Below are 22099 nucleotides of genomic sequence, written 5' to 3'. Positions count from 1 at the left end.
GTCACGCGCTCATCGAGCCTTACTTGGCCACGTAGGTGTCGACGATCTTCTCAAGTTCGCCTGAGTTCCGCAGTTTATCGAGGCCCTCATCAAGGACTTCCTTCCAAGGTGAGCCCTTGGGAAGAGCGAAAGCGATATCCGACGGGCTCTGGATATCACCGACGAGCCTTAATGTTGGATGATCTTTTTCCACGGCGATTTGGTAGGCAACGACGGCCGAATCGAAAAAGATGCCATCGGCATTACCAGTTTGGGTGGCAAGAAGCATGTTTGCAGAGTCAGCGAGAATGCCAACTTGGACGTCATATTTCGGTGCGATCTTGTTTAGGAGCGCCAGAGCGGCCGAACCCTGCTGAGAAACGATCGTTTTGCCCTTCAAATCTTCATAGGATTTGATTGGGCTATCGATTGGAACGGCCAGCACGCTTCCCTCTTTGAAGAACGGCGTTGAAAAATCGATGATCTTCTTGCGCTGCTCGGTAACGAAGAAACCTGCGACAGCGACATCAATCTGCTCGGCTTGCATAGCAGGGATCATTGCGTCGAAACCCATCGGACGCAGATCAACCTTGAACCCTTCCTTCTTCGCAATGGCTTGGAGGATGTCGTAAGTCATCCCCTTGTAGTTGTTATCCTGAACGAACGCGAAGGGCGGCGCAGTTCGAAGGATTCCGGCATGGATGGTATCCGACGGCAGTGAGGGTCCGGCATTCGCTGGCTGGAACGCGATCAGTGCGGCCACAGTTCCCAATCCAAACGCCACTTTTAGGTTCTTCAAGAATCCAAACATCATTTCCATGTTCCCCATTGCGATTCCGCGATAAGAGACCTATTGAGAAACGTATCGATTATCGCGTCACTGTTCCGTTAACATGTTTCAAATCGACACGTCAACGCGATATCTTGACAAGTGATGGGGTCGTGTCGATGAACACGGCGTAGCGATAATGGGGACATTGCGAGATGACAGGCAGCCAGTCACTTGATCGTGGTATCGCGGTCCTGGAACTATTGGACGCATCAACCCGTCCTGTTGGCGTTCGTGAGATATCAAGGCAACTGGCTCTCAGCCCGGCAATCGTCCAGCGTCTGTTGAAGACCTTGGTTCAGCACAATTACGTACGTCAGGACGAAGAAACCCGTCGCTACAGTATCGGATATCGCGCCCTCAGCCTCGGCACCTCGCTTGAAAGAACCGACAACGTAATCGTTGCCGCTCATGCCGAACTCCAGAAGTTGGCGTCCAGTCAGATGCTCAACGGCTATCTCGGCACCCTTCAAGGAAATCGGGCTGTCTATCTATTGTCAGTGCAGAGTGCAGGACCGGTTGCAATCCGGAATGACCCAGGAGAGGTGACTCACCTGCATACAACCGCGATGGGAAAAGTGCTGTTAGCCTCTTTAACCGACGAGCAAGCAACTACACTGCTCGGATCGGGTCCGCTCACTAAGGTCACGGCTGCAACAATAACAGATCCGCGGGAGGTGATTGCTGCGTTGGCGGACATCCGTCGCCTTGGCTACGCGACAGTGATGGATGAGAACATCCTTGGCGTGACGTCAGTTGGTGCACCAATTCGAACTGCCTCGGGGAGTACTCGAGCAGCGTTAAGCGTCGCATTTGCGAGGCAGTTTGCTCCAGAACTGACGACAGAAACGGCAGCCGCCTTTGTCATGGCTGCTGCTGAACGACTGTCCAAAGAACTGGGATATTTGCCTCCCGCCTAGAAATCTTTCTGATGGACCGGATGTCGATTGACACTCGGGACTCATCTGATATCTATATTTGAAACAGTGTTTCGATAATAGGTACATCTATGAAAGACGCCACCCGATGCGTTCGGCACTCGGAATCACCTCTGGATGGTTTTGCAAGCCTTACAGTCCCGACCTACAGGGCTTCGACGATCGTATTCAAAGATGCAGAAGAATACGCTCGTAGGAAGGACCGAGGCCCTGATGGTTATACATACGGGATGAACGGTACGCCGACATCTCGTACACTCGAAGCGCAACTTACTGAACTCCACCGAGGAGAGCGCAGCGTAATCCTTCCGTCCGGTCAGGCGGCGATTACAGTTATCATGCTGTCTGTGCTTCGACCCGGTGATTGCGTGCTTATCCCGGACGCCGTTTATCCACCCGTTCGAAACTTCTGTCAGAATTATCTCGCATCACTGGGTATCGATCATGCAATCTATGACCCAGTTATCGGAGCGAGAATATCAGAGAGCCTGAACGACCGAGTAAAACTCGTCTGGATAGAGTCCCCCGGTTCAACGACATTGGAAATTCAGGATGTTGCAGCCATTGCATCGGCCGCCCATGCTGCGGGCGCTCTGGTAGGATGCGACAACACTTGGGCAAGCCCGCTACTGTTCAAGCCGCTCGAACATGGTGTCGACTTTGTGATGGAGGCGCTGACCAAATACGTTGGAGGCCATTCCGACCTTCTCCTCGGCTCCGTCACCGTCAGCCAATGGGAGCATTTCGCTCAGTTACGCGCTACAATGAGCGCTCTCGGCTTTAGCGTATCCCCTGACGAATGCTCGCTGGCTTTGCGAGGGATTGAAACAATGGCGGTTCGCATCACTCATGTCGGTGCGGTAGCTGAACGAATTGCTCGCAGGCTTGCCTCAACCTTTTCGAACCTGGAAGTTCTTCATCCGGCGCTTCCCTCATTTAAGGGCCACGAATTGTGGAAACGCGATTTCGAAGGAGCCAGTGGCGTATTCAGTATTGTCCTTCCAAGGTCAGTGGGCAGTCGGGTAAACGGAGCCTTGGGCTCACTTCAGACGTTTGCAATCGGTGCATCTTGGGGTGGCACCCGGAGTCTCCTCGCTCCCATGTCGGTGGAAGGTGAGCGCGACTTCGGACCTTATGGAGACGATAGGACAATTATCCGGGTGAGCATCGGCCTCGAGCACGAGGACGAACTATGGGAGGATCTTCACCAAGTCTTCGACGTCCTTCGAGAATGAGGCGCTCAGATGATACAGGGCGTCTGACTTCAATGGACAGAGCTGATAGCTAACGTATCATAAGAAGCACGGATACCTGGAAACATTGCCGGGTACCTCATATTTGCGGTGGTCTTTTCACCGCAACGATCAACCAATATTTGGTTGGCTTCGCTCACCGCCTTGAACGCCGCCATCCAGCAGCTCGGGCATCCCCTTCCGAGCAGAACCACTGTTCGCCTTTGGACGGCGTTATCCTTGTTTTCCCGTAATACTTCTGGCCCGGCACGTGATAGATGCGTTCGCCTTTCTTGCTGATGTTGCCCTTGATTTCGCAGTTACCGCCCTGCCCTGCGATGGTCGTCAATGTCGGGGCTACGACGGCGTCACGCTTGGCAGCCCGCCATTCCCACGGCGGCTGAACCTCCCCCCGCCAGATGCCGAGTTTTGCCGATTTGGCGGCTGACTGCTCGCTGGCAAAAACGCCTTTGGAATATCGGGGCCAGTCCATGGCGTGGCCGTTTCGAACTAGCCATCTCTGAACGCTATCGCCGTTAGCCCTGGTGCAGTTACCGACGAACCGGTCGTACTGATCCCTGCTGACGAACTCGCAAGTCGTCGGGGATGAGGCCGCCAACCATATCGCCAGGGCATGGGCTGCCTTTGCGCCGCATCGATATTGATTGTGGCCGCCGTCAGTGCACTGCTGCGCGCTTTCCGGGGCATCGATGCCGTTGAACCGGACGCGTTCACCATGAATTTCGATGGTGTCGCCGTCGATGACGGAGGCACGACCGACGAGGGTTTGCGTGAATTTCATTGCGGCCGGTGAGACCGAGGCTGACATCGGGAGTTTGGCCAGGGCATCGGGGCCGAAATATCCGGCGGCCGCCGCGCACGTCATGGCGGCGATAATCGTCAAAATGCCCTTGCTCATGATTGACCCCAAGTTGCCCGAGGCGACGATAGCTTGAAATCATCAACATCAGGTTTCGCTATCGGGTCAAATTATGTCGGCATCTATGATCAGTAGCCCTAAAAATTATCATAGAAATCTTTCTGTCGGCTATTGTGACATTCAGCACCTCATCGTCTCATCGAAATAATGAAGCGTTCGGGAGGTGTCCGTGGCCGAGGAAAATCAAAAGACAAACAGGTACGGGACGACGTCGGTGGCCTTCGGACAACCGCTGCTGGATCACGTCCGTGCCATGGCAGCCCAAGAGGGCGTGACCCTTACAGAAATCGTCCGGACGGCCGTCCGCGAGTATGCGGCTGGTCACTACACGGAGGCCGAATTCGAGAAATTGCGGAACGATTACGCGGAGCTGACCCTGAGATCGAAGCAGTTCCGCAAGACGACAGGGAGGGCCTGAGGTGTCGGATGAAGTTGAGTTCAAGGAAGAGCTGGATGTCGGGGATTATGCTGATCGCGTCGATGTGGATGACGAGTCTGCTGCGCCGTCGGGGGAGACCGCTGAGAAGGAACCGAAGTTTTTCGGTCCGAAGGCGTCCGATGTTTTCAGGTTCAAGACAGACATCGAGTACTTTGCATCGGAGGGACACGTCGTATTTTCGCAGCTGTCGAATGCCGCGAAATATGGACGCTTCATTGCTCCCATGGGTATCCTGGCCTCGGCATTCTTCTTGGGGTTTGCGATTTCTGGTGTCGGTCAGTTCGACCCCGTCAAAAGCACGTATGCCTTCCTGAAATCCAACGTCAGCTATTACCTGTCCTCTGACCCCGTAGAAGCTGACGGCGATAATGGAGCCGTCGAGGCTTTGGCTGCTTCAACCGACACGTTCGAGGATTCCGGGCGTTCGTGGCTCGGAGACCTGGTTCACAGTGGCATCGGTTTCGACGAAACGACAGCGATCCTTCTACCGGATGGCACCCGTGCGCATGCGCGTTTCGGGTTCCTGACCCGCTTTACCGACATCCGTGCGGGGATGCCCGACGCCGTCGCCTCGAAGAAGTTGCTCGCCGATTATCAGGCGTCGCTGGTTAAGACGCCGTCTCAGAACGAGGTGGAAAAGGCGAAGGATGAGGCAACCGCTGCTCGGCTCGAGGCGTCCAACGAATGGGATACGACAGCTTGGGTGCTTCGATACCAGCTCGCAGTTGACGGCCTGACGATTGCAAAGCCCACCGAGGTCGAGACCGTGTCGGCGCAGGGCTTCCTGCAGGATGACAGCAATCTCAAAAGGATGGAGACGACCGGGGCGATTGCCATCACCGACGAACCCGGCAGCTATTTCACCGCGGCATACATCGGTGGGGTCCCTGCGATCTCATACTTCGGCAACTACGGCTGCTACACAATTCTCGGGATTATGTATGACGGCTGCAAGCCGCTCTCGGCAATGGGCGCTGGTGACCTGAATCTTCTCCGGAACACCCTCTACGGCGAACCTGCGCCTGAGATGGCTATCGCAGAGGTGGAGGAAGTGCAGGAAGTTGAGCCGAGCCGACCTTGGTATCTCGATTTTCCGCTGGTTGCCGACAGTTCGGTCCTGACGTCGGATGACTTCAACGCGTTGACCAAAGCCGTTGATCAATTTGCACAGACACAGGGTGGCTCCCTGCACTCGGCGATTACCAGTGCGGTCAGCTTGTTGCCTGCGGCTCCGATGACGGTTGCCGCCAAGGGTATGTTTCATAATCCGAAGGCGATCGAGGCCATGAAGAACGGTGGCGTCATCGCCACGACCGATGTCCCAGGACAACTTGCCATTGCCGCCTACGTCGATGGGAAGGCGCAGGTGCGGGTCAGGACGCAGGGCGGCAGTTGCGGCGTAATCTTCGGTGAAACGGGTACTTCCTGCAGGTCCGGCGATATCGCACAGGTCGAGGAAATCCCGGTCATGGTGAAGGCGCTCTATGAGCAGCCTGATTCCGGCACTGCCGGCATCGAGCCATACTTCTGGTTCTCGGCCGCGCCAATGGTTGCCGAGAGTTCGCTGGAAATGAACGACATCATCACGGTGTTCAATGCGGCGTTGACCGACGTCGGCAACCATAGCGACAAGATTTCCGACTGGACGAACACGCCGAAACTCGACAAGCCGCCTTTGGTGGCGAGGTCCGCAGGCTTCTTTGCGAAACCCGAAAACGTGGCGGCGCTGTCTTCAACCGGTGCCGTTATCCTCCCCAGAGACATGGAGCGGACATTCCTGTTTGCCGTCAGCTTCCAGGGTCGTCTGAGTCTGAACGTCATCGAGATCGGCAGCCGCGGCAGTTGGGACTGCAAGGCGATCTACGGCGAAATCGGAACACTGATCGGCGAATGCCGTGCAGGCGATCTCACGAAATACGGCGACGTCTTGAAGTCGATGTTCGCAGCCACGGAATAAGGAGGGCATCATGATTGCATTCGGTAAAATCAAGAAACTGCTGGCGAAAGCGAAAAATGCAGATCAGGCCGTCGTTTCGAAAGCGGAGACCGGTCTATCCAAGGCTGTCGGCTTTATTGCAAAGACGCGCATCAAGTCCCAAGGCGGCGTCCAGAAAGACGAAGACTGGCTCTTGGCTGGCGACAAGGACAAGTTCGCGGAAGCTCGATATGGCGTCAAACGCAACAGCGACGGCACCATCGACCACAACGGAAGTAGATTTCCTCACCTGACCCAGGAGGTGCCCGAGGATCTGAGGCATTCGCTCGATTGGAACGGCCGCACGCCAGACGGACAGTTCATGTGGTGGACCGGTTACAGCAATATCACCCAGGAAGACGGGAGAAATATCGAAACCAGCGCCGTCAGGACGGGCGTCCGTGTTGGTCAGGCCGCCGGACTCTTCGCTCTGGCATTGGGTCTCTCGACAAATTTAAAGTGGCCCGGAATGCCTGTTGCACCTTGGGATGCAGCCTGGATGACGGACCTGCCCCTGAGCACGAAGATTCATGTGTGGTCGTCTGGTGTTGCCGTCTACGCAGCCGATGCCATCGGGAAGGTGACGGAACTGCTGTCGTCCAACGTCTGGCCGATTACGGCATGCTTGACCCTCTCCGCGCTCGTCTTTGCGATGTCGACCGGTTCGGCGACGGCGATCTCGTTGAACAAGGTAATCGGCCCATGGAAACATTCGCTGACCTTTGTTCTGACGATGCCGTCTCAGGACTCCCATTACCATTGGAGATTCGAAAGGAAAAAGACGGCCGCCATGATGGTCAAGTATGCCAACTCCATTGGCCAGGCTCTCGGTTGGCGTAAACACTTGCCGCTTTTCAAATTGGGAGAGACAACTGGTCTTTTAGGTTGGAGAGGTGACCCTGGTGCTCCCTATGCAGGACAGGAAGTTTGCCTCGACGGGATCTCGATCCGTCAGAACATTTACACTGGTGGTGGCACGGGTTCGGGAAAAACGCGTGACCTCCTGTTGCCGTTGGCAAAAACCTACTTCGAGAGCGATTTCAGGGAGCGTGACAGCGAAGGTAACATAATTCGCGACCACAAGGCAGGAATGCTGGCGCTGGACGGCAAGGGCAAGATCGCCTTCGACCTGCCGAAAGTCATCCCCGAGCATAGGATGGCCGATGTCAAACTCGTTGGGACTGAAGATGGGCTAAATGTGATGGATGTCACGCGCGGGATGTCCATCTCGGAAGTCGTCGAATTATACATTCTGCTGGCAAAGCAGAAGGCGGGTGTCGTTGACAATGAACAGTGGATCAAAGGCTCCGGCAATGCTCTCGGACATTCGGGGTATTTCGGAAAGCTTCTGGAAAGCAGGAAGGTGACAATTGGAGGCAAGGATCCCTGGTTAAACCGGGAATACAGCCCCTCGTCGCTCATGGGTATGGTCGCCATCGCGCTGGAAACGTCCCTGAATTTCGGTATCGGTACATGGGTCATGAAGCAGCTGCAAAACGGGGTGTCCTTCGATACCCATGTGATCGACGCCGCGCGCTTTTTCACTGGTGAATGGAAAGAAATGGCTGTGGAAACCAGATCTTCCTATATATCAAATATCAGCAACACTTTCGGCGATCTGGCGGCTAACAAGAGGCTTGCCGAACGCTTTGCTTCCGGTGAGACGAAGAAGTATCCGACTGTCAATATTGAGGATATCTTTGATGGAAAGATCCTTTTGCTCGGCTTGTCGGAAATCGCTGATGGGCCCGCGGGCAAAACCATCGCGAACTTCATCAAGCAGCGTGCCTACCTTCTTGCCCAAAAGCGCTTGGCTGAATCTTCCAAGGCCATAGAACTCCTGGGCAGAGTAGACGATTGCCGTCAAAATCTTGTGTCCCTTCAAAAGCGTGCCACTGCTCTTATGGAGCTTGAGATACTGCTGCAGGACGTCGAGTTCGCTGAAAGCGGTGCTGATCTCGATTCAATGATGAAAGAGACTGTAGCGATCTTCAGAAAGCGGTTTCCTGCTGAGAAGCGGTTCGATTTGAGGAACATGAAGTGGGTCAACGAGCGCGCCTATAGCGGCGTCGAAAACAAAATTGCGAGCTTCACTGATGACGTCCAGACGATGGCATTCAATTCGGAGGAAGGCGCGAAGCTGCTGAAACACTACCAGGAAGTCGCTGACGCACCGCTGACGTCTTCGTGCATGGTCATGATCGATGAATACCAGGATTACATCACCGACGGCGACGGCGGAAAGGCCGACACCACGTTCCTGGCAAAGTGCCGTGAGACCGGTATGTTCCTGGTTGTTGCGACGCAGACAGTGCACGCGCTGTCGAAGAATATCGGGCACGTGAAAGCCATGGAGCTGATGGCAAACTTCACGACCAAGATCTTCTTCAAAACGGACGACCCCGACAACGCCGAGTTCATTATCAAGTCGGCGGGATCTGCCTTTCAGTCGCGCCCGTATGCGGCCAACCTGTTTCCGAATTTTACGCAGCTCTTGGATGCCATCGGCAATGCGTTGGTGCCACCTCCTCTTGCCCGTTTCATTGGCGGTCTGTGGCCGAGCCTGCACACGACAATCAACGATCAGGATGTTTTCCACTGCGTGACGCAGGATATCGAGGTTGGGACCAAAGCCGACCTGTCCAGCAATATCGATCACGACCAGCAGAACGTGAACGAGGGCCGAAACCGACTGGTGGCCATGGAAGATGCACAGAAAACGGAAATGAAGGAAGGCTCGGTTCAGCCCCTCGTCACCATGAACGACATCGTCGACTTCGAGGAGGGCTACGCCTTCGTGATCTGGAACCGCGCGGGCACGACCCGGAGGGACTTCGTTTACCTGAGAAAGTAACCGGGATCTGACAAATGCTCCGCCGACGGGTATTATGCATAATAGCACTATGATGGGAGGCTAACATGGCAGAAAATGACAAACAGTATTGGGACAAGAAAGCATCGGACGACGAGGCCTTGGCCCGGCTTACGGAAAACCTGAAGGCTCTGGATGACACCCTCGCTCATCATGAAAAAGAACGCGAGCAGACCAATCGATACTACGACAAGAAGCGTGACGCCGAGCGCTGGCAGCAGATGATCGAGCAGGCCCGGAAGGGCGACAGGCAGTTGTCCCGTGAAGAGATGCAGGAGATAGGCAGCGATATCCAGCGCTGGCACGACGGTCACCAGAAGGCGCTTGTCGATTACATCAAGTCCGACGGCACAAAGGAAATCCCGCGCGGAACCTTTTCGGGCTTCGACAACAAAGCCGCTGAAATCGTCGAAAAGGGCAACGCCTTCACGACGGTACCGTTTCTGCAGCATGCGCAGAAGCTAGCGGACGAGAGATACCAAGCCTTCAACGACAAGCAGGGAGCCTATGACCAGGCTATCGCCGACCGGAAATCGGAAGGCGACGCCAACGGTGCTCTCGTCCTTGAAGCCAGGAAAACATACGAGGCCAAGGCATATGAGCGCGACACTGGTGAATCCGTCTTGGCGATGTACGGCCAGCTGTATGGCAAGGATTCGAAAAATTACCGTGAGCAGTATCTCGAGGTCACGAATCTGGGCCTTAAGGCGGAAGACCTCTATGCAAAACTGAATGCTGTCACGGAGATGGATGCCAGCCTTCGGGAGACGATGGAATCCGATAACTTGATGCTGGAGGCCCCGCCCAAGTTGCTGGAGGGGCCGCAGGTTCATGACAACGCCCGGGATGAGATTGTCATTGAGTACCCGGAAGAAGTCGATACCCAGGCTGATGTCCAGGACGAGGCCGAGAAACAGGCTGATCAGGAACGTCTGCAACAGGCCGAGGAGGATGCCGTCGATCAGGACGAGGCTTCCGCCGATGAACTCACCGAGCAGCAGGAAGCCGAGGAGGCGAAGGCCGCCGAGATCGAAGCCGAGCAAAATGACGTCGAAACCCAGCCTGAGCAGCAGTCATCGATGATGGACCGCCTTCGTGACCGTGTCATCGAGGCAAAGGCTGTTGAAGAAGCGGAAGAGTTGGCCCGTTACGGCACCGAGGATGACAACGGCGAGAACGATACCGACAAGGGCTACCCCGTCGATGATGTCGACGATGCCGAAGCCAGGGCCGACGAGATGCAGGCTGCATGGGATCGCGGTGAAGACCCGATGGCCTACGACCATGACCATGATTTCGAAGGTGAGGCACAGGCGGCCGAGGACGCACACCTGCGGAGCCTGAACGGCGAGGAAGAAGCCGACAGCGACGGCGAAGCCCAAATGCGGGAAGATGACCATTTCTCGAATCCGCAGATGCCGACCGAGATGGAATTCGGTGATCGTGAGGAAGATCACGACCGGGAATATGAGATGGCACCGGTCCGCCGCAGCGAGGAACGGGAACAGGAGCAGTCGGCCGAAAAGACCGAGACTCCGAAAACTGATGCTTCTGCATCGTTGTATGCGGAATTCTCACAGGCCGACAGGCATCGCATCTATGACATGAAGGAGCGCTCCAGGCAGGTGATGGAAGCCATGGACAAGGCCAGCGAGTCCGGTGACGAGCAGGCTTTGCATGACGCCCGCGGTGAAATGGCGGCCTCGAACAGCGACTTCAATGACTACCTGACAGACAGGCGGGAATTCAAATCCAACATGAACGATTTCAGGAACGATGCCGATCGCTTCCTGAAGAGCGGTGCCGATACGGATTCAAAGGACGCCTCGAAGTTCGAGGATTCGTACAAACAGGCGAGCAACTCCATCGATCGCATGGAAGCCGAGGGCAAGCCTTGGGCCGAGGAGATGCGGAGATATTTGCACGACACAGGGCTCGAGTATCACCAGAAGGAAATCGAGACCCGGCTGGACAAGCCCACGAATGGGGGAATGCCGGAAGAGTTCGAAATGGAACTGGCCGACAACGACAGGGCCAAGGACACCGATTCAGGCGTAGCGTCCGTGATGCGGCGGGCTGACGACGAAATGGAATCCGATCACGAACCGATCGATATTCCGGCACCCATCGCGGCGGTCTCGTACCAGTCTCAGGAAGACGAAGATCGGATGAGACAGCGCTAAGGCTGGTGCCTTGCATGCTTCCGTGACGATCATTGAGCCATCGAAAAAGGAGGGCAACGATATGAAGAAGATTACAGCCGCCTTGATGGCTTCGGTTTTCGCGGTGACGATAACGGCTCCGGCGAGAGCTGGCGATGCCGAGCGTTTGCTGTTCGACATCGGCATGGCAGTCGTCGGCGAGGGCATCAAAGCACTGAATAACAGGCCAAAAAGCCCGAAGACGACCAAACAGCAGAAATCCGCACCCGCCGCCCGTAGCCAGCAATCGGCTCCCCGCGCGCAAGCGGCCGCCCCGAGACCTGCCCGTGTTCCCGACGAGAATATACGGACGGCGCAGCAGAAACTGCTCGATCTCGGATACACCGAAGTCGGCAGCGCCGATGGGTTCGGGGGTTCGAATACCAGCAAGGCGATTGGCCTGTTCATGACCGACAACGCCATTTCGGGCGACCAGAAGGTCACACCCGATCTCCTGATTGCCTTGGGGTCGGCCAAAACCCGTCAGGAAATCGCAGCGGCTAAGACGTCGGCTATCGCCGAGGCCACAATGCCAGCGGCAACGGTAGAAGACGGCATCGTACACTTCTCGCCGAAGCCGGAGGACCTGGCTGCCGACGCCGAGCATATCGCGGCCGAAGAGGCTGTCGAACCCGAGGACTTCACCGACGACGACGTGACGCCTTCCGTTGCCGACGCGACCCCGATGGCACCAGCCATCGAACAGAAGGTTCCGGTTCCGGCTGACGTTGTCGAAACTGCTGCGATCCCGACAGCGCCCAAGGAAGAACCCGAGGTTGTCGTGGCTGCCGAACCGGTCATTGCGGAGCCTGCTGCAGAGGCAGTTGCCGTTGTAAAACCGAAGGCAACCGAGGAGGAAAATGCGGATGCCGACGGTGTCCGGAAGGTCAACGGCCTGACGGTTTCAGGCAATTTCTAAGGGGGGTGATATGAGCAATCAGAGTTCGGTTTTTATGTCGGCAATGCAAGGCAAGAGGGTTCTGTTTTTCCTCCCCCTGCTTCTGGTGGTCTGCGTGCTGGGACCATTGTATTTTATGGGTCGGCTTGGCGACTTGATCCCGGTGCCTAGCCCTGCAACCATGAGAAGCATCGGCTTTGTCGGCATCGTGATGAATGTCGTTGCCCTGGGCACGATGTGGCTGCTTGGTTGGTTTTCGGCTCTCAGGGTCGGCAATGCGGTGCCCTTCCCCATCAAGATCGGCGTCTGGGCTGGAACCGCTTTTTTTTATGTGTTGGCGATGTGGATATGGATTCCTCTGGTCCAGAGTTGGATTGAGGCGGCTCCAGGGATTTTGAAGTCATTCGTTGGTGGTGGAGCCGCGTAGCTATTTCTTGAGGGTAGGAAGGCACAGATACGCAACAACATTGACTCCCTGCTTCGCTAGCTATTGTTGTGAAAAGAAGCAAAACAAGAGCTAACGAGAAATCCGTCTGACAGGGATGTGCCATGTCGATGCCGAAAGTGCCTACCCGTGAGCTGATCGAATCCAAGGAGATCGCCGAGGGCAGGCACTACGACTTCAAGCGCCAAGTTGATCTTAGCGAGAAGCAGACCAGATCGACGAAATCATCCAAAGAGCGGTTCCTCGATGATATCGTAGCCTTTCTCAACGGTGGCGCTGGTCACTTGATCGTGGGGGTTGATGAGGAGGACGGCTATTGGCGCAGCTATCATCCGCTGACAGGCAACAAGGAGAAAATCCGGAACCAGTATTTGCAGGTGATCCAGGACAATATCAAACCGTTGCCATCCAAGGTTGATATTGAATTCATCGATGTCGATGATGGCTTCGTGATGGATATCCGCATCCCCGAGCACTCCAGCAGGCCCTACCAGAACGGAATATCTGGAGCATTTTATACGCGTTCCGGTTCGCGAAACCGAATCCTGACCGTAGGGGAGATTCAGGAGCTCCTGGCCAGCCGTGAAAGGATGGAGGGGGATCTTCAAAAGCGTTTTGCGATGGATGTGAATACCACTGGTCTTGAAGACTCGATGGTCCATATGCGGAACGCGCGGTCGGGCTTCAGCGTTTTTCAGGAAGAAAGCGAAGAAGAGATTGCACCTCGGCTCCATTTCGGGATTTTGCCGAGGCAGCACTACGACAGTACCCGCCCTCGCTACGCGTCTTCCCGAACCAATTCAAAAGCGATCCTGAATTTCGATGGAGGGATTCTGCCGCGACTTCGTGGATGCAGCGAAGGCTTCGAGGCGACCTCATCCCATCAGAGACTATTCGTCGGAACTGACTGGTACATCAGCGGTTGGATGAAGCACCCCTTTGAAACTCGACATGGTTCACCGGACTTGGCGAAGTTTGGGTCCGACCTGAAGGCTTTCTTCTCCTCGTTGAACAGCTTTCTTATCGAGGAGGGTATCGTTGGTCCCTACTGTTTGATGCTTTCGGTGGACAATCTGCAAGAAATATACCCGCGAGCTTCGGACGACTCTGTCGGAGATGGCCGCCCACGGCACTTTGAAAGGCTCGATGAAGAGGCGGTTGTCGCCGAGTTTGTCGATCAGTTGCAAAGTTCGCTGTACGGATAGTTGCCCCGAAATTTTCGGTTCCACATTACTTCATCCGCGGGGCATCGGGGATCCTTGGCGGTGGCGGGATATAAGGTTTCGGTGCCTTCGGCGGCGGCGGTATTATCGGCTCAGGTGCACTCGGTGGTTTCGGCTTCGGTTCAGGCTTCGCCGGTTGCCGCCTCATATCTTTCATTTCCTTGGTGCCGTCCGGGAAAGCCTCGATGGTTTCATCATCGTCCTGTCGCCGTGTCGGTCCTTCTGATGGTGCCTCTTCCGGTGGCGCATTTGTTGCTGCCGCCGCAGATGACTTGTTGGCGTTCATCGGGTCTTCAGTTTCCTGGCCACTTTGCTTCCCGACTATATGGCTGGCGCTGCTTTCGAACTCCTTCTTGATGTCCGCCAGGTGATACGATGCCATGTCGGTTTCAAAGCGGCCGGGATATGAATCGACACGGAACTGGCGATCCAGTGAGATGTTGCCATTGCCGGAACTCGTGAATCCGAACGTTGCGCAGCCGCCGTCGATCTGAACACCGGATCGCGACAACAATCTGGCGTCAAACTGCTTACCGATGTTCTCTGGGATAGGCATCGACACCGAGAGTCCTCCCGATGCCGATTTGCTGATCGAGATCCTGCTCATCGCGACACCAACCGATTATGGTCTTCATCGTTGTCGATTGCGATCTGCAGTTCACGATGGGCGACCATTTCACGGGCGGTGCCGACCGCATCCAAGAGATCGTCTGTGTAATAGGCGGAGCCTTCGTCTCCCGCGACGTGACCATGGGTTCCCTGAACGAAATCGACCTTGTATTCGCCGATCTTGTTCTTCGTCAGCGAGATGCCGTCGTCGGACAGTTCTGCCTTCGCATAGACCATGTGTTCGTGGGAGCCTTCGATAACGGGCTTCAACGGCAACGCCAGTCCGGTCGGTGACGCTTCTTCGATGCGTCCCTTCATGTCGAAGGTGAGATCGACAGGTCGTCCGTCGACCGTTCTCCCCTGCTCGAAGACCAGCGCCTTGCTTGAGGCATCGGCGGCGTCACGCAGGCGATCCACCTCATCTTGCGAGATTACGCAGTACCCGGCGTCCATGCTTTCGTCGCTGTCCCATCCGAATTGCTTCATGAAATCAGATTTCGCGGTATCGGCCTTGTCTTGGATGACGGCGACCAGCTCCTTCTGGTTGTCCCTGACCAAAGAAGCCAGATATTCGCCATGGGCACCGTCGTCGGATTCGAATTCATAACCGTCCTGGACGCCTGCCAGTTGGACGTCGACCACCTGGTATGCCTCGTCAAATTTGACCTCGACGGCGAAGTGATCGTGGCCGACTGACGCCTTGTACGTTTCCATGTCACTGTGATCGATGTCGCCCGCAGGCGCAGAGTATTCGGCTTTCACAGGTGGGTGCCGTGCCGCTTGGGCTTCGGCTGCCAGGATGGCGGCATCCTTGTTCAGGTTGGCTTCGTGGTGTTTGAACAGGGCTTCCTCGAAGCGGCCCTGATAGCTGGCAGCGTTAAACCGGCGATCCAGCGAGACCTTGTCGCCATCAACATCGAGCTTGAGTTCGAACCTGTCATCAGGCTGGATATCGACATTGGCTCGTCTCAGGATGTTCAGCGAGAACTCCTCCTGAAGGGCATCGGGGATCGGCACCAAGGCAACGTGCTGGCCGTTGTCCTCGCGAAGGCCGAGTTTCGCCTTGTCCGAGCGCTCCTTCGCGGCATCAGGATTAATGCGATCATGATGAGGCAGAATGGACGCCTCGATTTCAGTTGTCATTCCCCTCAGGAAAGGCTCGAGTTCATCCCGGTATTCCTGCTCACCGCCGATGTCCTCGCCCCTGTAGATGCCGACGTATTCAGGGTTGCCCAGATGATCGGACACCTCGATTACCGCTGTTTCAACCTTGCCGTTGCGTCCGAATGCCACCTCGTAGAGGTCGTTTTTCCTGTGAGGATCTTGACCCTTGTAGTCAACGACGCCGATGATGCCACCTTCGAGAGCTTCATCGCGAGATTGTTCCTCCGCCAGTTCTTTAAGTTGATCGGGATCGTCCGTATTGGCTGCATAGAATGCGCTCCAATATTCGGACTGTTTCTCGTCATAATATCTGGTCTCTTCCTCGTCATAAAAGATGTCCTCAACCACTTGGCTGGCGACATCCGAAACAGGCGAGGAAACAGCGGAATCAGGTCTCCGACGATGAGCAGGATCGTCCTTTCCGGAGGACATCAGGTCGTTCAGGTCACCGGATTCCAACGTTGCCATCACGCTGTCCACGACGCTGCGTTCGTATTCAGTGCTTTCTAAATTTGCCATTTTCGTTCCCTCCTGTTGGGTTTCTGATTGCTCAGGCCGCCGGCGGCGACCATGAATCCGAATTCGCCGCCATGCGGCTGATTTCTTCGATGAGGTCCGGGTTCCGCTCGAGATAAGTGGCGAACAGCCGACGCTCGACGGCAGCCATATGGGCGATGCCGGATTCGTCGTGTTCGATGCGGTCGTTGATGTAGCCGACCTGCAGGACGGGGAGAGACGCCACGTTCAGGCCCGTTGACCTGATATGAGCCAGGCGGAATTCCTTCATCTCGGCATCGGACAGGCTGACAGTCACCCGGTATGTGTCGTTGCCGATTGGGTCGATTTCGTAATCCATGAAGTCCCGCCTTTCGTAATGCCTATGCGAAAATAACTCGCTCTATATCATGATATGTTGTGGAGTCTGTCGGCGCAAGAAACCAACTGTTTCTTTGTTTCTTTCATGAGAGCGAGTGAACATCCGTGGTGTAACAAGGAGGTTTCCGACGATGAAAAACGCTCTCGCAATGATGAAGAATCTCATGGACATGATCATGAAATTCATCATGTCTGTCCTTCGCGCGCTGTTCGGGTGGGCGGTGCCTTCAGGGGGCGGCGGCTATTCTGTGCCTGCGGCACCTAAGGTGGCGGGGAAGCCGGACGAAGAGTCCGAGGCGGCCGAGCCTGGCCTTGAGATGTCGCCAGAACGGAAGCTGACGATGTGTTCAGATGCCGCCATAGCTGCCATCTTGGCATATGCCGGGACGCCGAAGGACAAACGATCGGCGGTCGATCTCACGGAAGTTCTCGCGCCCCAGCGGACATGGCTTCTTGGTATCGCGGCTGGGGGCGATGAAAAGACTTTGGCAGCCCTCGCAAAAATGGAGCCGGACAAGGCGCGCGATGCCGTGCTGATGGCCGTGGTGAAAGCCAGGTCGGGGATGACGAAGCATCTGACCCGTGATGAGCGTCTCCGTATTGTGCGCGAGGCGTCATCCGTGGGTGAGGAACTCATCGCGGACGAGAAAGAGAGGCGGGATGGGCCGAGATCGGCACCTGCGCCTCGAAGGCGCGCGATGGGATTTTAAGGGAGTTGGGCAAGCCTTTGTCTTTAAGATTGGGAGAGGTGGATAGGCCAACGCCAAGACAAACCATGGGCTGCATGTGGATTGCGCCCTTCCCCCCCAAAGCGCCTACAGATCGAATAGGCTCATTTGACGTCCCTCGAGCTCTGATATGAGGCGCGCCTTGGTTTTCGAGCTTCGAAACAGTTGGTAATGTGCGGTGGCCTTCACGCTGGTGCATGCTCTAGCCACAAGAGCAATCGCTTCGAGTACCAATGTCCTCGCCTCTTGACCTGTAGGCAACGGTTTTGCGTTTTGAGTGAGGATTAGTTTGGCTGCGTAAAGCACGAACCAGTGGCCGTAAACTAGGTATTGGCTTTCACCAGTCGGCTCGATGGCATCTCTCTGCTTGGCAACGTGGGCATCACGCATCTCCTCGATTAATCTGTATAGTTCGACCAATCGACAGAGATCATCGACGCGGTAGTTTTCGTTGAATATCTGATGGAACCGATCACCAAATATTGTGTCTGAATCTGCCTTCGCCCGGTCCGGCTCCATCAGTTGGAACGAGAGTAGGATTTGCCCGAGTTTGAGTGCATCAATCCGCTTCTTTGGATCACGGTCCGCATGCATGTTCCTTTTTCGCTCGAAGAAGTATCCTTGGTCGTGAAAGCCGAGCTCGAGCTTCTTCAGAGCTGGATGGTTTGCGCGGAGGTCTCTGGACTGAATACGAGCCTGACTGTTTGTTGCTACGGCTACCCTTTCCGCTATGTCTTCGCGATCCGTTGCGTAAATTCTCACCATTAGCACAACATTTTCAAATGCTTCTGGAGCGCGCTTATAGGCTTCGAGTAGCGAATGGGAAGTCTGAGCGCCGTTTACTATCTGAAAATCTTCGATCCGGATTTTCGGATTGGAATGCCCTTTATTGAAGGCATATTGCTTGCAGGTGATGGTGATGCCGTTGTTGAGATACCAGAACAGATGGCTGTCGTGAGACGTCGCCGTCTCGATGATGTTGCCGTTGTAACCGCCATTAGCACCGAGGAAGATGCGGAGGTTTTCGTCGAACAGGTGTCGCTTGATCGACTTGCCATCTGCAGTCCCGATAAGGTCCACGAACGACCCCGCATCGACAGATGCGATGACGCCTCTGATGTCTCCGTCAGTGCGTTCGAAGGCCTCCTTTCCGATAACCTGAAGGTACCCCACTTCGGACTCGCGCCCCGCCGCCCCAATGTCTCGCATAATTTCCGCTGGGCCGTAGACTTCGTGATAAACCGAATAAAGCGTCTTAAGAGAGCTTTCCAATATTGTCTCGGCGGACGCAGAGAGACCTTGACCATTTGTGCAGAAAACGACTTGGTAGCGGCAAACGACACCGTGTTCGTGGAGGTTCCAAATCCTGGACACCGCTTCGGTCAGCTGCAAATTTCCGGTCTGTAGGAGACGTGGCTCCTTGTCGAACACAGCATGCAGAAAGGATGCTATTTTTAAGACTTCGCTGTCGTTGATCGTTCTGTCGGTAGACTTCAGCGATGTGCGATGTTTCGACTGGAATATGAAGACCTCCGCCCTCGCATCCCGTTCCAAGATCTCAATCGCGTCAACACCTAGATCGTTACCGCCGTCAACGATCATTTCAGGAAAATCTGAGGCTCGGTCGGGGAAGTATTGCTCCAACACAAGGCCAAGAAATCCCTTGGAATGGTCCTTCGCGGCATGACGCTCCATCGAAGCTTGTACGCGGGCATCAATGATATCCCATTCGACGGCGGATAGTGCGGGCATCAGCGTTGAACCTTGGTGTAGATACTAAAATCTTTACCCGTTATGCACGTGTCTTGCATCGACTCGATGAATGTATTCAACACAATTCAGAGCATATGAGGTTTGAATAATCGCTAAAGTGAAAAAGAGAGATCGGGATCACCGACATAATGTCAGCTTTCGAGACCTGCCTCCCCAAATTTGCCGTTCCACTTCCTGCCAATAATTGCCGATTCATCCTGAACTGTGGACATTTTATCGTCCAGTTGCCAAAATCGGAGGCTGCCGTTCTATTCGGAGTTGGTGAACGCGGCTTGCTGGCCGGATTTTTTGGAAGTTGCATGACGAACGCTTTTCCACATGGCACAGTCCATGAAGCAGGTGAGGATCTTCAGGCAGCCTTGCGCTCAGACCCGAATATCTTTGTGCCGTGGGAAAACCTGACGCCGCTCGGCCGGAATGAATTCATCTGCTGGGTGGAAGACGCGAAACAATTAAAGACGCGCCAGCGACGCATTGAACGAACCTGTGAAGAACTGCTGGAAGGCAAGAAACGCCCCTGCTGCTGGGTCGGCTGCATTCATCGCACCGACAAAGCGCCAAGCCGATGGCAACAGGCAGTCTTGATTGATCAGCAAGGGAAGAGCAGGCAGTGAACTGACCCGGGCGATTTCCCCGTTGTCGTTCCTCCCGGGAAACAGCTGCGGGACTTACTCCCCAACTTCCTCCGACCCGAAATGACAAGGGAGGCCGTCGAGCCTCCCTTTCAGTTGCCGCAACACCGCGTGGGATCAGGCCGCCACGGCTTCAGCGATCCGCTTGGCGACTTGCCGCTTGATGAGTTCGTTCGACATCTTGCGGGCCATCGACCTCGCATTTGCGATCTCGTTCCGCACCAGGGTGACGAGTTCGGCAAGGACATCGTAGCAATCGTATAGGGAACGCCCATCATACGCTGCCTGCTTCATCCGACGGAACACCATGTACTTTTCGACGGCATTCCGAGACAGATGTACATACGGCGAGAGGGTGTCCTTGCGGAACTGGTCGTATTCAGCCAGCAGCGCGTCGACCTCCTCAGCCTTCGCGGTGACCGCCTTGTTCCAGTCGTTGGTGCGCCTGGCATTGCGGGTTTCACGGATGGCTGCACCGATGCCCGCGCCCAGACCTTTGGCGGCCGCCATCATGCCGTTGGAAAGCAAAATGCTGCCGACGGCCACCGAGGCGTACATCATCGTGAGATCGGGTTCACCCTTCCTTGCCATCGCGTTTCTCCTTCTGCTCGGCAGCTTTCTGATCGAGAAGTTCCCGCAATCCGGGATACTCGTCCGCCCAGCCGCCTTTGCCGAATGCCTCCCAGTCAAAGTCCTCGCTCATAAAGCTGTGAATCCTCTTCCTGCTTGCGATCGACAACGCGACGGTTTAATAGCATATGCATATGAGCAAGACAACTTGGTAATAGGATACGAGGACGCTAGCTTGATTTATGGTTACGCTTGCCTGTCGCCTTTCGAGAAGACAGACGCCCACGCTGCACAGATGGAAGCCTTGTCCGACACCAACGAGATCGTCTCGGAGAGGGAACCCCTGAAAGCTCGAATACGCCCTGCCCTGCTTTCGCTCGTCGGCAATGTGAAGGACGTCGATAATTGGTGGCTCAAGTACCCCGCACCCGAACGTGTTGTCGGCCGACTGCAGGAAGGCGATGTCCTGGTCGTCACCGATCTTGCCCGTCTCGGCTACAATGCGGGGGCTTTCGGCAAGGTGATTGAGGAGGTCCTGCACGTCGGGGCATCGGTTCATGTGCTGGAAGACAATTTGAAAATCAAAAGCACCCGTGAAACGGCCTATCGCATCCTGCGGGCCTCCGCGGCCGCCGAATGGAAAGTTCAGGGCGACAGCACGCGGGGCGGACATCTTGAAGGGCGCAAGCGAGGCCATGTTTTCGGCCGCCCTCCGATCCTGACGAAACGGCAGGAAAACGAGGTATTCAAACTGATTGACGGCGGCATGTCCCAGACAGACGTCAAAAAGCACATGCGGACGAAATACCCTGAACTCGATCAGGATGAGCGCGGCTTCTCGCAGCCCACGATATCGAGAATGTTGAAGCGCAGGCGCGAGAAGAAATGAGTTTTTCCCTGCCGCCAGAGCCCGGCCCCGGACTTATGTGGAACCGCAAGGGCATTTTACGGGATCTCGTGGCCTGCACGGGCATGCGCGTACCCGAAATCGCGGCTGTGTTCGATATCCCGCTGCACACCATGACGGCGCTTCATTCCGCGCGGAACCTGCTACGGCCGAAAGACGAAATCATCGGCAAGGTGCTGGGCCTCGTCAGCCGTCATGTCGACGTGGTAATCCAGATCGGGCGCTCACTCGAAGCCGAGAATCCCCTGTCCGAAGCAGAATTCGTCAAAGCGTTCGCACTCGAAGCCCACTTTGCGGCCATCGATGCCATTGGCGAAGACGCCAAGGCAAGAGTTCGAATTCCTGGACGTGTCGGATACATCTCTATGATCCATGTCGCCGGCGGCGACTGGAAAGAGACCAAGCGGAACGCCATCGTGGGGACAGATGTTGCCTACCGCCAGCACTATCGGCGACTGATCCAGGACCCTTTTCCGATCGTGATCGACGGGGAGCCTCTCCCAACAGAGCCGAGAGCGCGGCGGAAGCGTCTGCTTTCGTGGGTAATGAGAGGGCTCAATATTCAGCGACAGGAACTCGCCCGTCGGGTTGGCCTGCAGAAGGTGTCGATCGATTCATGGCTTGGGGCCGGATATCCCGTGTCGCCGAACGAACTCGTGTTGAATGGTCTGATCCGCGTGTATCTGAAATGGGCGATCGATGCGCAGGAAGAAATCCGTGTCGGCAGGATCGACATCACGCGGCCGTCGTTGCCTGACGATTGGGAGTACGAGGTCGAAACCGGAGATTTCGAGCCTGAACCCGAGCCTCCGGTACCGCAGATCATGGCGGACAAACTTCTTCGCAAGAAGGCGAAGTAGTCACAGAAG

At 55.6% G+C, this 22099-nt stretch carries 21 protein-coding genes; 14 read left to right on the top strand and 7 right to left on the bottom strand.

The window, feature by feature from the left end:
- Positions 1-19: 19 nt before the first annotated feature.
- A complete protein-coding gene (locus tag ACX3P1_RS13280) occupies positions 20-808 on the bottom strand; it encodes a transporter substrate-binding domain-containing protein (protein ID WP_459080054.1) in 789 nt (262 codons plus the stop codon).
- A gap of 155 nt (positions 809-963) precedes the next feature.
- Here ACX3P1_RS13280 and ACX3P1_RS13275 point away from each other — a divergent pair, with 155 nt between their 5' ends.
- Together ACX3P1_RS13275 and ACX3P1_RS13270 are read left to right on the top strand one after the other, a co-directional pair.
- Entirely contained in the window at positions 964-1728 is a 765-nt protein-coding gene (locus ACX3P1_RS13275; protein ID WP_459080053.1) for an IclR family transcriptional regulator, read from the top strand.
- Positions 1729-1817: 89 nt separating this feature from the next.
- The gene (locus tag ACX3P1_RS13270; RefSeq protein WP_459080052.1) at positions 1818-2981 is read left to right on the top strand and encodes a trans-sulfuration enzyme family protein; all 1164 of its coding nucleotides are present in this window, start codon (positions 1818-1820) and stop codon (positions 2979-2981) included.
- Between the two features lie 154 nt (positions 2982-3135).
- On the opposite strand, the gene ACX3P1_RS13265 is transcribed toward ACX3P1_RS13270, so the two are convergent.
- Entirely contained in the window at positions 3136-3897 is a 762-nt protein-coding gene (locus ACX3P1_RS13265) for a thermonuclease family protein (RefSeq protein WP_459080051.1), read from the bottom strand.
- 190 nt (positions 3898-4087) lie between these two features.
- On the opposite strand from ACX3P1_RS13265, the gene ACX3P1_RS13260 reads away from it, so the two are divergent.
- From ACX3P1_RS13260 to ACX3P1_RS13230, 7 genes are all read left to right on the top strand, one after another.
- Positions 4088-4336, top strand: a complete 249-nt coding sequence (locus tag ACX3P1_RS13260; protein WP_459080050.1) for a hypothetical protein — start codon at positions 4088-4090, stop codon at positions 4334-4336.
- 1 nt (position 4337) lies between these two features.
- On the top strand, positions 4338-6314 hold the full coding sequence (locus ACX3P1_RS13255) for a hypothetical protein (RefSeq protein ID WP_459080049.1): 1977 nt from the start codon (positions 4338-4340) through the stop codon (positions 6312-6314).
- A gap of 10 nt (positions 6315-6324) precedes the next feature.
- Entirely contained in the window at positions 6325-9186 is a 2862-nt protein-coding gene (locus ACX3P1_RS13250; protein WP_459080048.1) for a TraM recognition domain-containing protein, read from the top strand.
- 65 nt (positions 9187-9251) lie between these two features.
- On the top strand, positions 9252-11387 hold the full coding sequence (locus ACX3P1_RS13245; RefSeq protein WP_459080047.1) for a hypothetical protein: 2136 nt from the start codon (positions 9252-9254) through the stop codon (positions 11385-11387).
- 61 nt (positions 11388-11448) lie between these two features.
- Positions 11449-12324 carry a peptidoglycan-binding domain-containing protein gene (locus ACX3P1_RS13240; RefSeq protein ID WP_459080046.1) on the top strand — a complete coding sequence of 292 codons (876 nt, stop codon included), beginning with the start codon at positions 11449-11451 and terminating at the stop codon, positions 12322-12324.
- Between the two features lie 10 nt (positions 12325-12334).
- On the top strand, positions 12335-12730 hold the full coding sequence (locus tag ACX3P1_RS13235) for a hypothetical protein (RefSeq protein ID WP_459080045.1): 396 nt from the start codon (positions 12335-12337) through the stop codon (positions 12728-12730).
- Positions 12731-12852: 122 nt separating this feature from the next.
- On the top strand, positions 12853-13953 hold the full coding sequence (locus ACX3P1_RS13230) for an AlbA family DNA-binding domain-containing protein (RefSeq protein WP_459080044.1): 1101 nt from the start codon (positions 12853-12855) through the stop codon (positions 13951-13953).
- A 25-nt stretch (positions 13954-13978) separates the two neighbouring features.
- On the opposite strand, the gene ACX3P1_RS13225 is transcribed toward ACX3P1_RS13230, so the two are convergent.
- Together ACX3P1_RS13225 and ACX3P1_RS13220 are read right to left on the bottom strand one after the other, a co-directional pair.
- Positions 13979-14578 carry a hypothetical protein gene (locus ACX3P1_RS13225; protein ID WP_459080043.1) on the bottom strand — a complete coding sequence of 200 codons (600 nt, stop codon included), beginning with the start codon at positions 14576-14578 and terminating at the stop codon, positions 13979-13981.
- On the bottom strand, positions 14575-15723 hold the full coding sequence (locus ACX3P1_RS13220) for a hypothetical protein (protein ID WP_459080042.1): 1149 nt from the start codon (positions 15721-15723) through the stop codon (positions 14575-14577). Before ACX3P1_RS13220 ends, ACX3P1_RS13225 begins: the two co-directional genes overlap by 4 nt.
- Between ACX3P1_RS13220 and ACX3P1_RS13215 the strand changes: the two genes are divergently transcribed.
- Positions 15685-16254, top strand: a complete 570-nt coding sequence (locus tag ACX3P1_RS13215; protein WP_459080041.1) for a DUF2905 family protein — start codon at positions 15685-15687, stop codon at positions 16252-16254. The two genes, ACX3P1_RS13220 and ACX3P1_RS13215, sit on opposite strands and share 39 nt — an antisense overlap.
- A gap of 40 nt (positions 16255-16294) precedes the next feature.
- Here the strand turns inward: ACX3P1_RS13215 and ACX3P1_RS13210 are convergent, their stop codons facing one another.
- A complete protein-coding gene (locus ACX3P1_RS13210; RefSeq protein WP_459080040.1) occupies positions 16295-16600 on the bottom strand; it encodes a hypothetical protein in 306 nt (101 codons plus the stop codon).
- Positions 16601-16715: 115 nt separating this feature from the next.
- Between ACX3P1_RS13210 and ACX3P1_RS13205 the strand changes: the two genes are divergently transcribed.
- A complete protein-coding gene (locus tag ACX3P1_RS13205; protein ID WP_459080039.1) occupies positions 16716-17330 on the top strand; it encodes a hypothetical protein in 615 nt (204 codons plus the stop codon).
- Between the two features lie 105 nt (positions 17331-17435).
- On the opposite strand, the gene ACX3P1_RS13200 is transcribed toward ACX3P1_RS13205, so the two are convergent.
- Positions 17436-19100 carry an AIPR family protein gene (locus ACX3P1_RS13200; RefSeq protein WP_459080038.1) on the bottom strand — a complete coding sequence of 555 codons (1665 nt, stop codon included), beginning with the start codon at positions 19098-19100 and terminating at the stop codon, positions 17436-17438.
- A gap of 149 nt (positions 19101-19249) precedes the next feature.
- On the opposite strand from ACX3P1_RS13200, the gene ACX3P1_RS13195 reads away from it, so the two are divergent.
- Positions 19250-19735 carry a YdeI/OmpD-associated family protein gene (locus ACX3P1_RS13195; RefSeq protein WP_459080037.1) on the top strand — a complete coding sequence of 162 codons (486 nt, stop codon included), beginning with the start codon at positions 19250-19252 and terminating at the stop codon, positions 19733-19735.
- A gap of 135 nt (positions 19736-19870) precedes the next feature.
- On the opposite strand, the gene ACX3P1_RS13190 is transcribed toward ACX3P1_RS13195, so the two are convergent.
- Entirely contained in the window at positions 19871-20299 is a 429-nt protein-coding gene (locus ACX3P1_RS13190) for a hypothetical protein (protein ID WP_459080036.1), read from the bottom strand.
- On the opposite strand from ACX3P1_RS13190, the gene ACX3P1_RS13185 reads away from it, so the two are divergent.
- Positions 20283-21212 (top strand): recombinase family protein, encoded by a 930-nt coding sequence (locus ACX3P1_RS13185; protein ID WP_459080035.1) that lies wholly within the window; start codon positions 20283-20285, stop codon positions 21210-21212. The two genes, ACX3P1_RS13190 and ACX3P1_RS13185, sit on opposite strands and share 17 nt — an antisense overlap.
- Complete coding sequence (locus ACX3P1_RS13180) at positions 21209-22090, top strand: hypothetical protein (RefSeq protein ID WP_459080034.1); 882 nt, start codon at positions 21209-21211, stop codon at positions 22088-22090. Before ACX3P1_RS13185 ends, ACX3P1_RS13180 begins: the two co-directional genes overlap by 4 nt.
- The last annotated feature ends 9 nt before the right edge of the window (positions 22091-22099 follow it).

It is taken from the genome of Mesorhizobium sp. A623, assembly GCF_054489405.1.
The sequence above is the reverse complement of the archived record's forward strand: the minus strand, read 5'-3'. Positions and strand labels throughout refer to the sequence as shown.

Coding starts and splice junctions, on each gene's coding strand:
- ACX3P1_RS13280 (WP_459080054.1), bottom strand. CDS start 808: ATGGGGAACATGGAAATGATGTTTGGATTCTTGAAGAACCTAAAAGTG.
- ACX3P1_RS13275 (WP_459080053.1), top strand. CDS start 964: ATGACAGGCAGCCAGTCACTTGATCGTGGTATCGCGGTCCTGGAACTA.
- ACX3P1_RS13270 (WP_459080052.1), top strand. CDS start 1,818: ATGAAAGACGCCACCCGATGCGTTCGGCACTCGGAATCACCTCTGGAT.
- ACX3P1_RS13265 (WP_459080051.1), bottom strand. CDS start 3,897: ATGAGCAAGGGCATTTTGACGATTATCGCCGCCATGACGTGCGCGGCG.
- ACX3P1_RS13250 (WP_459080048.1), top strand. CDS start 6,325: ATGATTGCATTCGGTAAAATCAAGAAACTGCTGGCGAAAGCGAAAAAT.
- ACX3P1_RS13245 (WP_459080047.1), top strand. CDS start 9,252: ATGGCAGAAAATGACAAACAGTATTGGGACAAGAAAGCATCGGACGAC.
- ACX3P1_RS13240 (WP_459080046.1), top strand. CDS start 11,449: ATGAAGAAGATTACAGCCGCCTTGATGGCTTCGGTTTTCGCGGTGACG.
- ACX3P1_RS13235 (WP_459080045.1), top strand. CDS start 12,335: ATGAGCAATCAGAGTTCGGTTTTTATGTCGGCAATGCAAGGCAAGAGG.
- ACX3P1_RS13230 (WP_459080044.1), top strand. CDS start 12,853: ATGTCGATGCCGAAAGTGCCTACCCGTGAGCTGATCGAATCCAAGGAG.
- ACX3P1_RS13225 (WP_459080043.1), bottom strand. CDS start 14,578: ATGAGCAGGATCTCGATCAGCAAATCGGCATCGGGAGGACTCTCGGTG.
- ACX3P1_RS13215 (WP_459080041.1), top strand. CDS start 15,685: ATGATGAGGCAGAATGGACGCCTCGATTTCAGTTGTCATTCCCCTCAG.
- ACX3P1_RS13220 (WP_459080042.1), bottom strand. CDS start 15,723: ATGACAACTGAAATCGAGGCGTCCATTCTGCCTCATCATGATCGCATT.
- ACX3P1_RS13210 (WP_459080040.1), bottom strand. CDS start 16,600: ATGGATTACGAAATCGACCCAATCGGCAACGACACATACCGGGTGACT.
- ACX3P1_RS13200 (WP_459080038.1), bottom strand. CDS start 19,100: ATGCCCGCACTATCCGCCGTCGAATGGGATATCATTGATGCCCGCGTA.
- ACX3P1_RS13195 (WP_459080037.1), top strand. CDS start 19,250: ATGTCAGCTTTCGAGACCTGCCTCCCCAAATTTGCCGTTCCACTTCCT.
- ACX3P1_RS13185 (WP_459080035.1), top strand. CDS start 20,283: ATGCTGCCGACGGCCACCGAGGCGTACATCATCGTGAGATCGGGTTCA.
- ACX3P1_RS13180 (WP_459080034.1), top strand. CDS start 21,209: ATGAGTTTTTCCCTGCCGCCAGAGCCCGGCCCCGGACTTATGTGGAAC.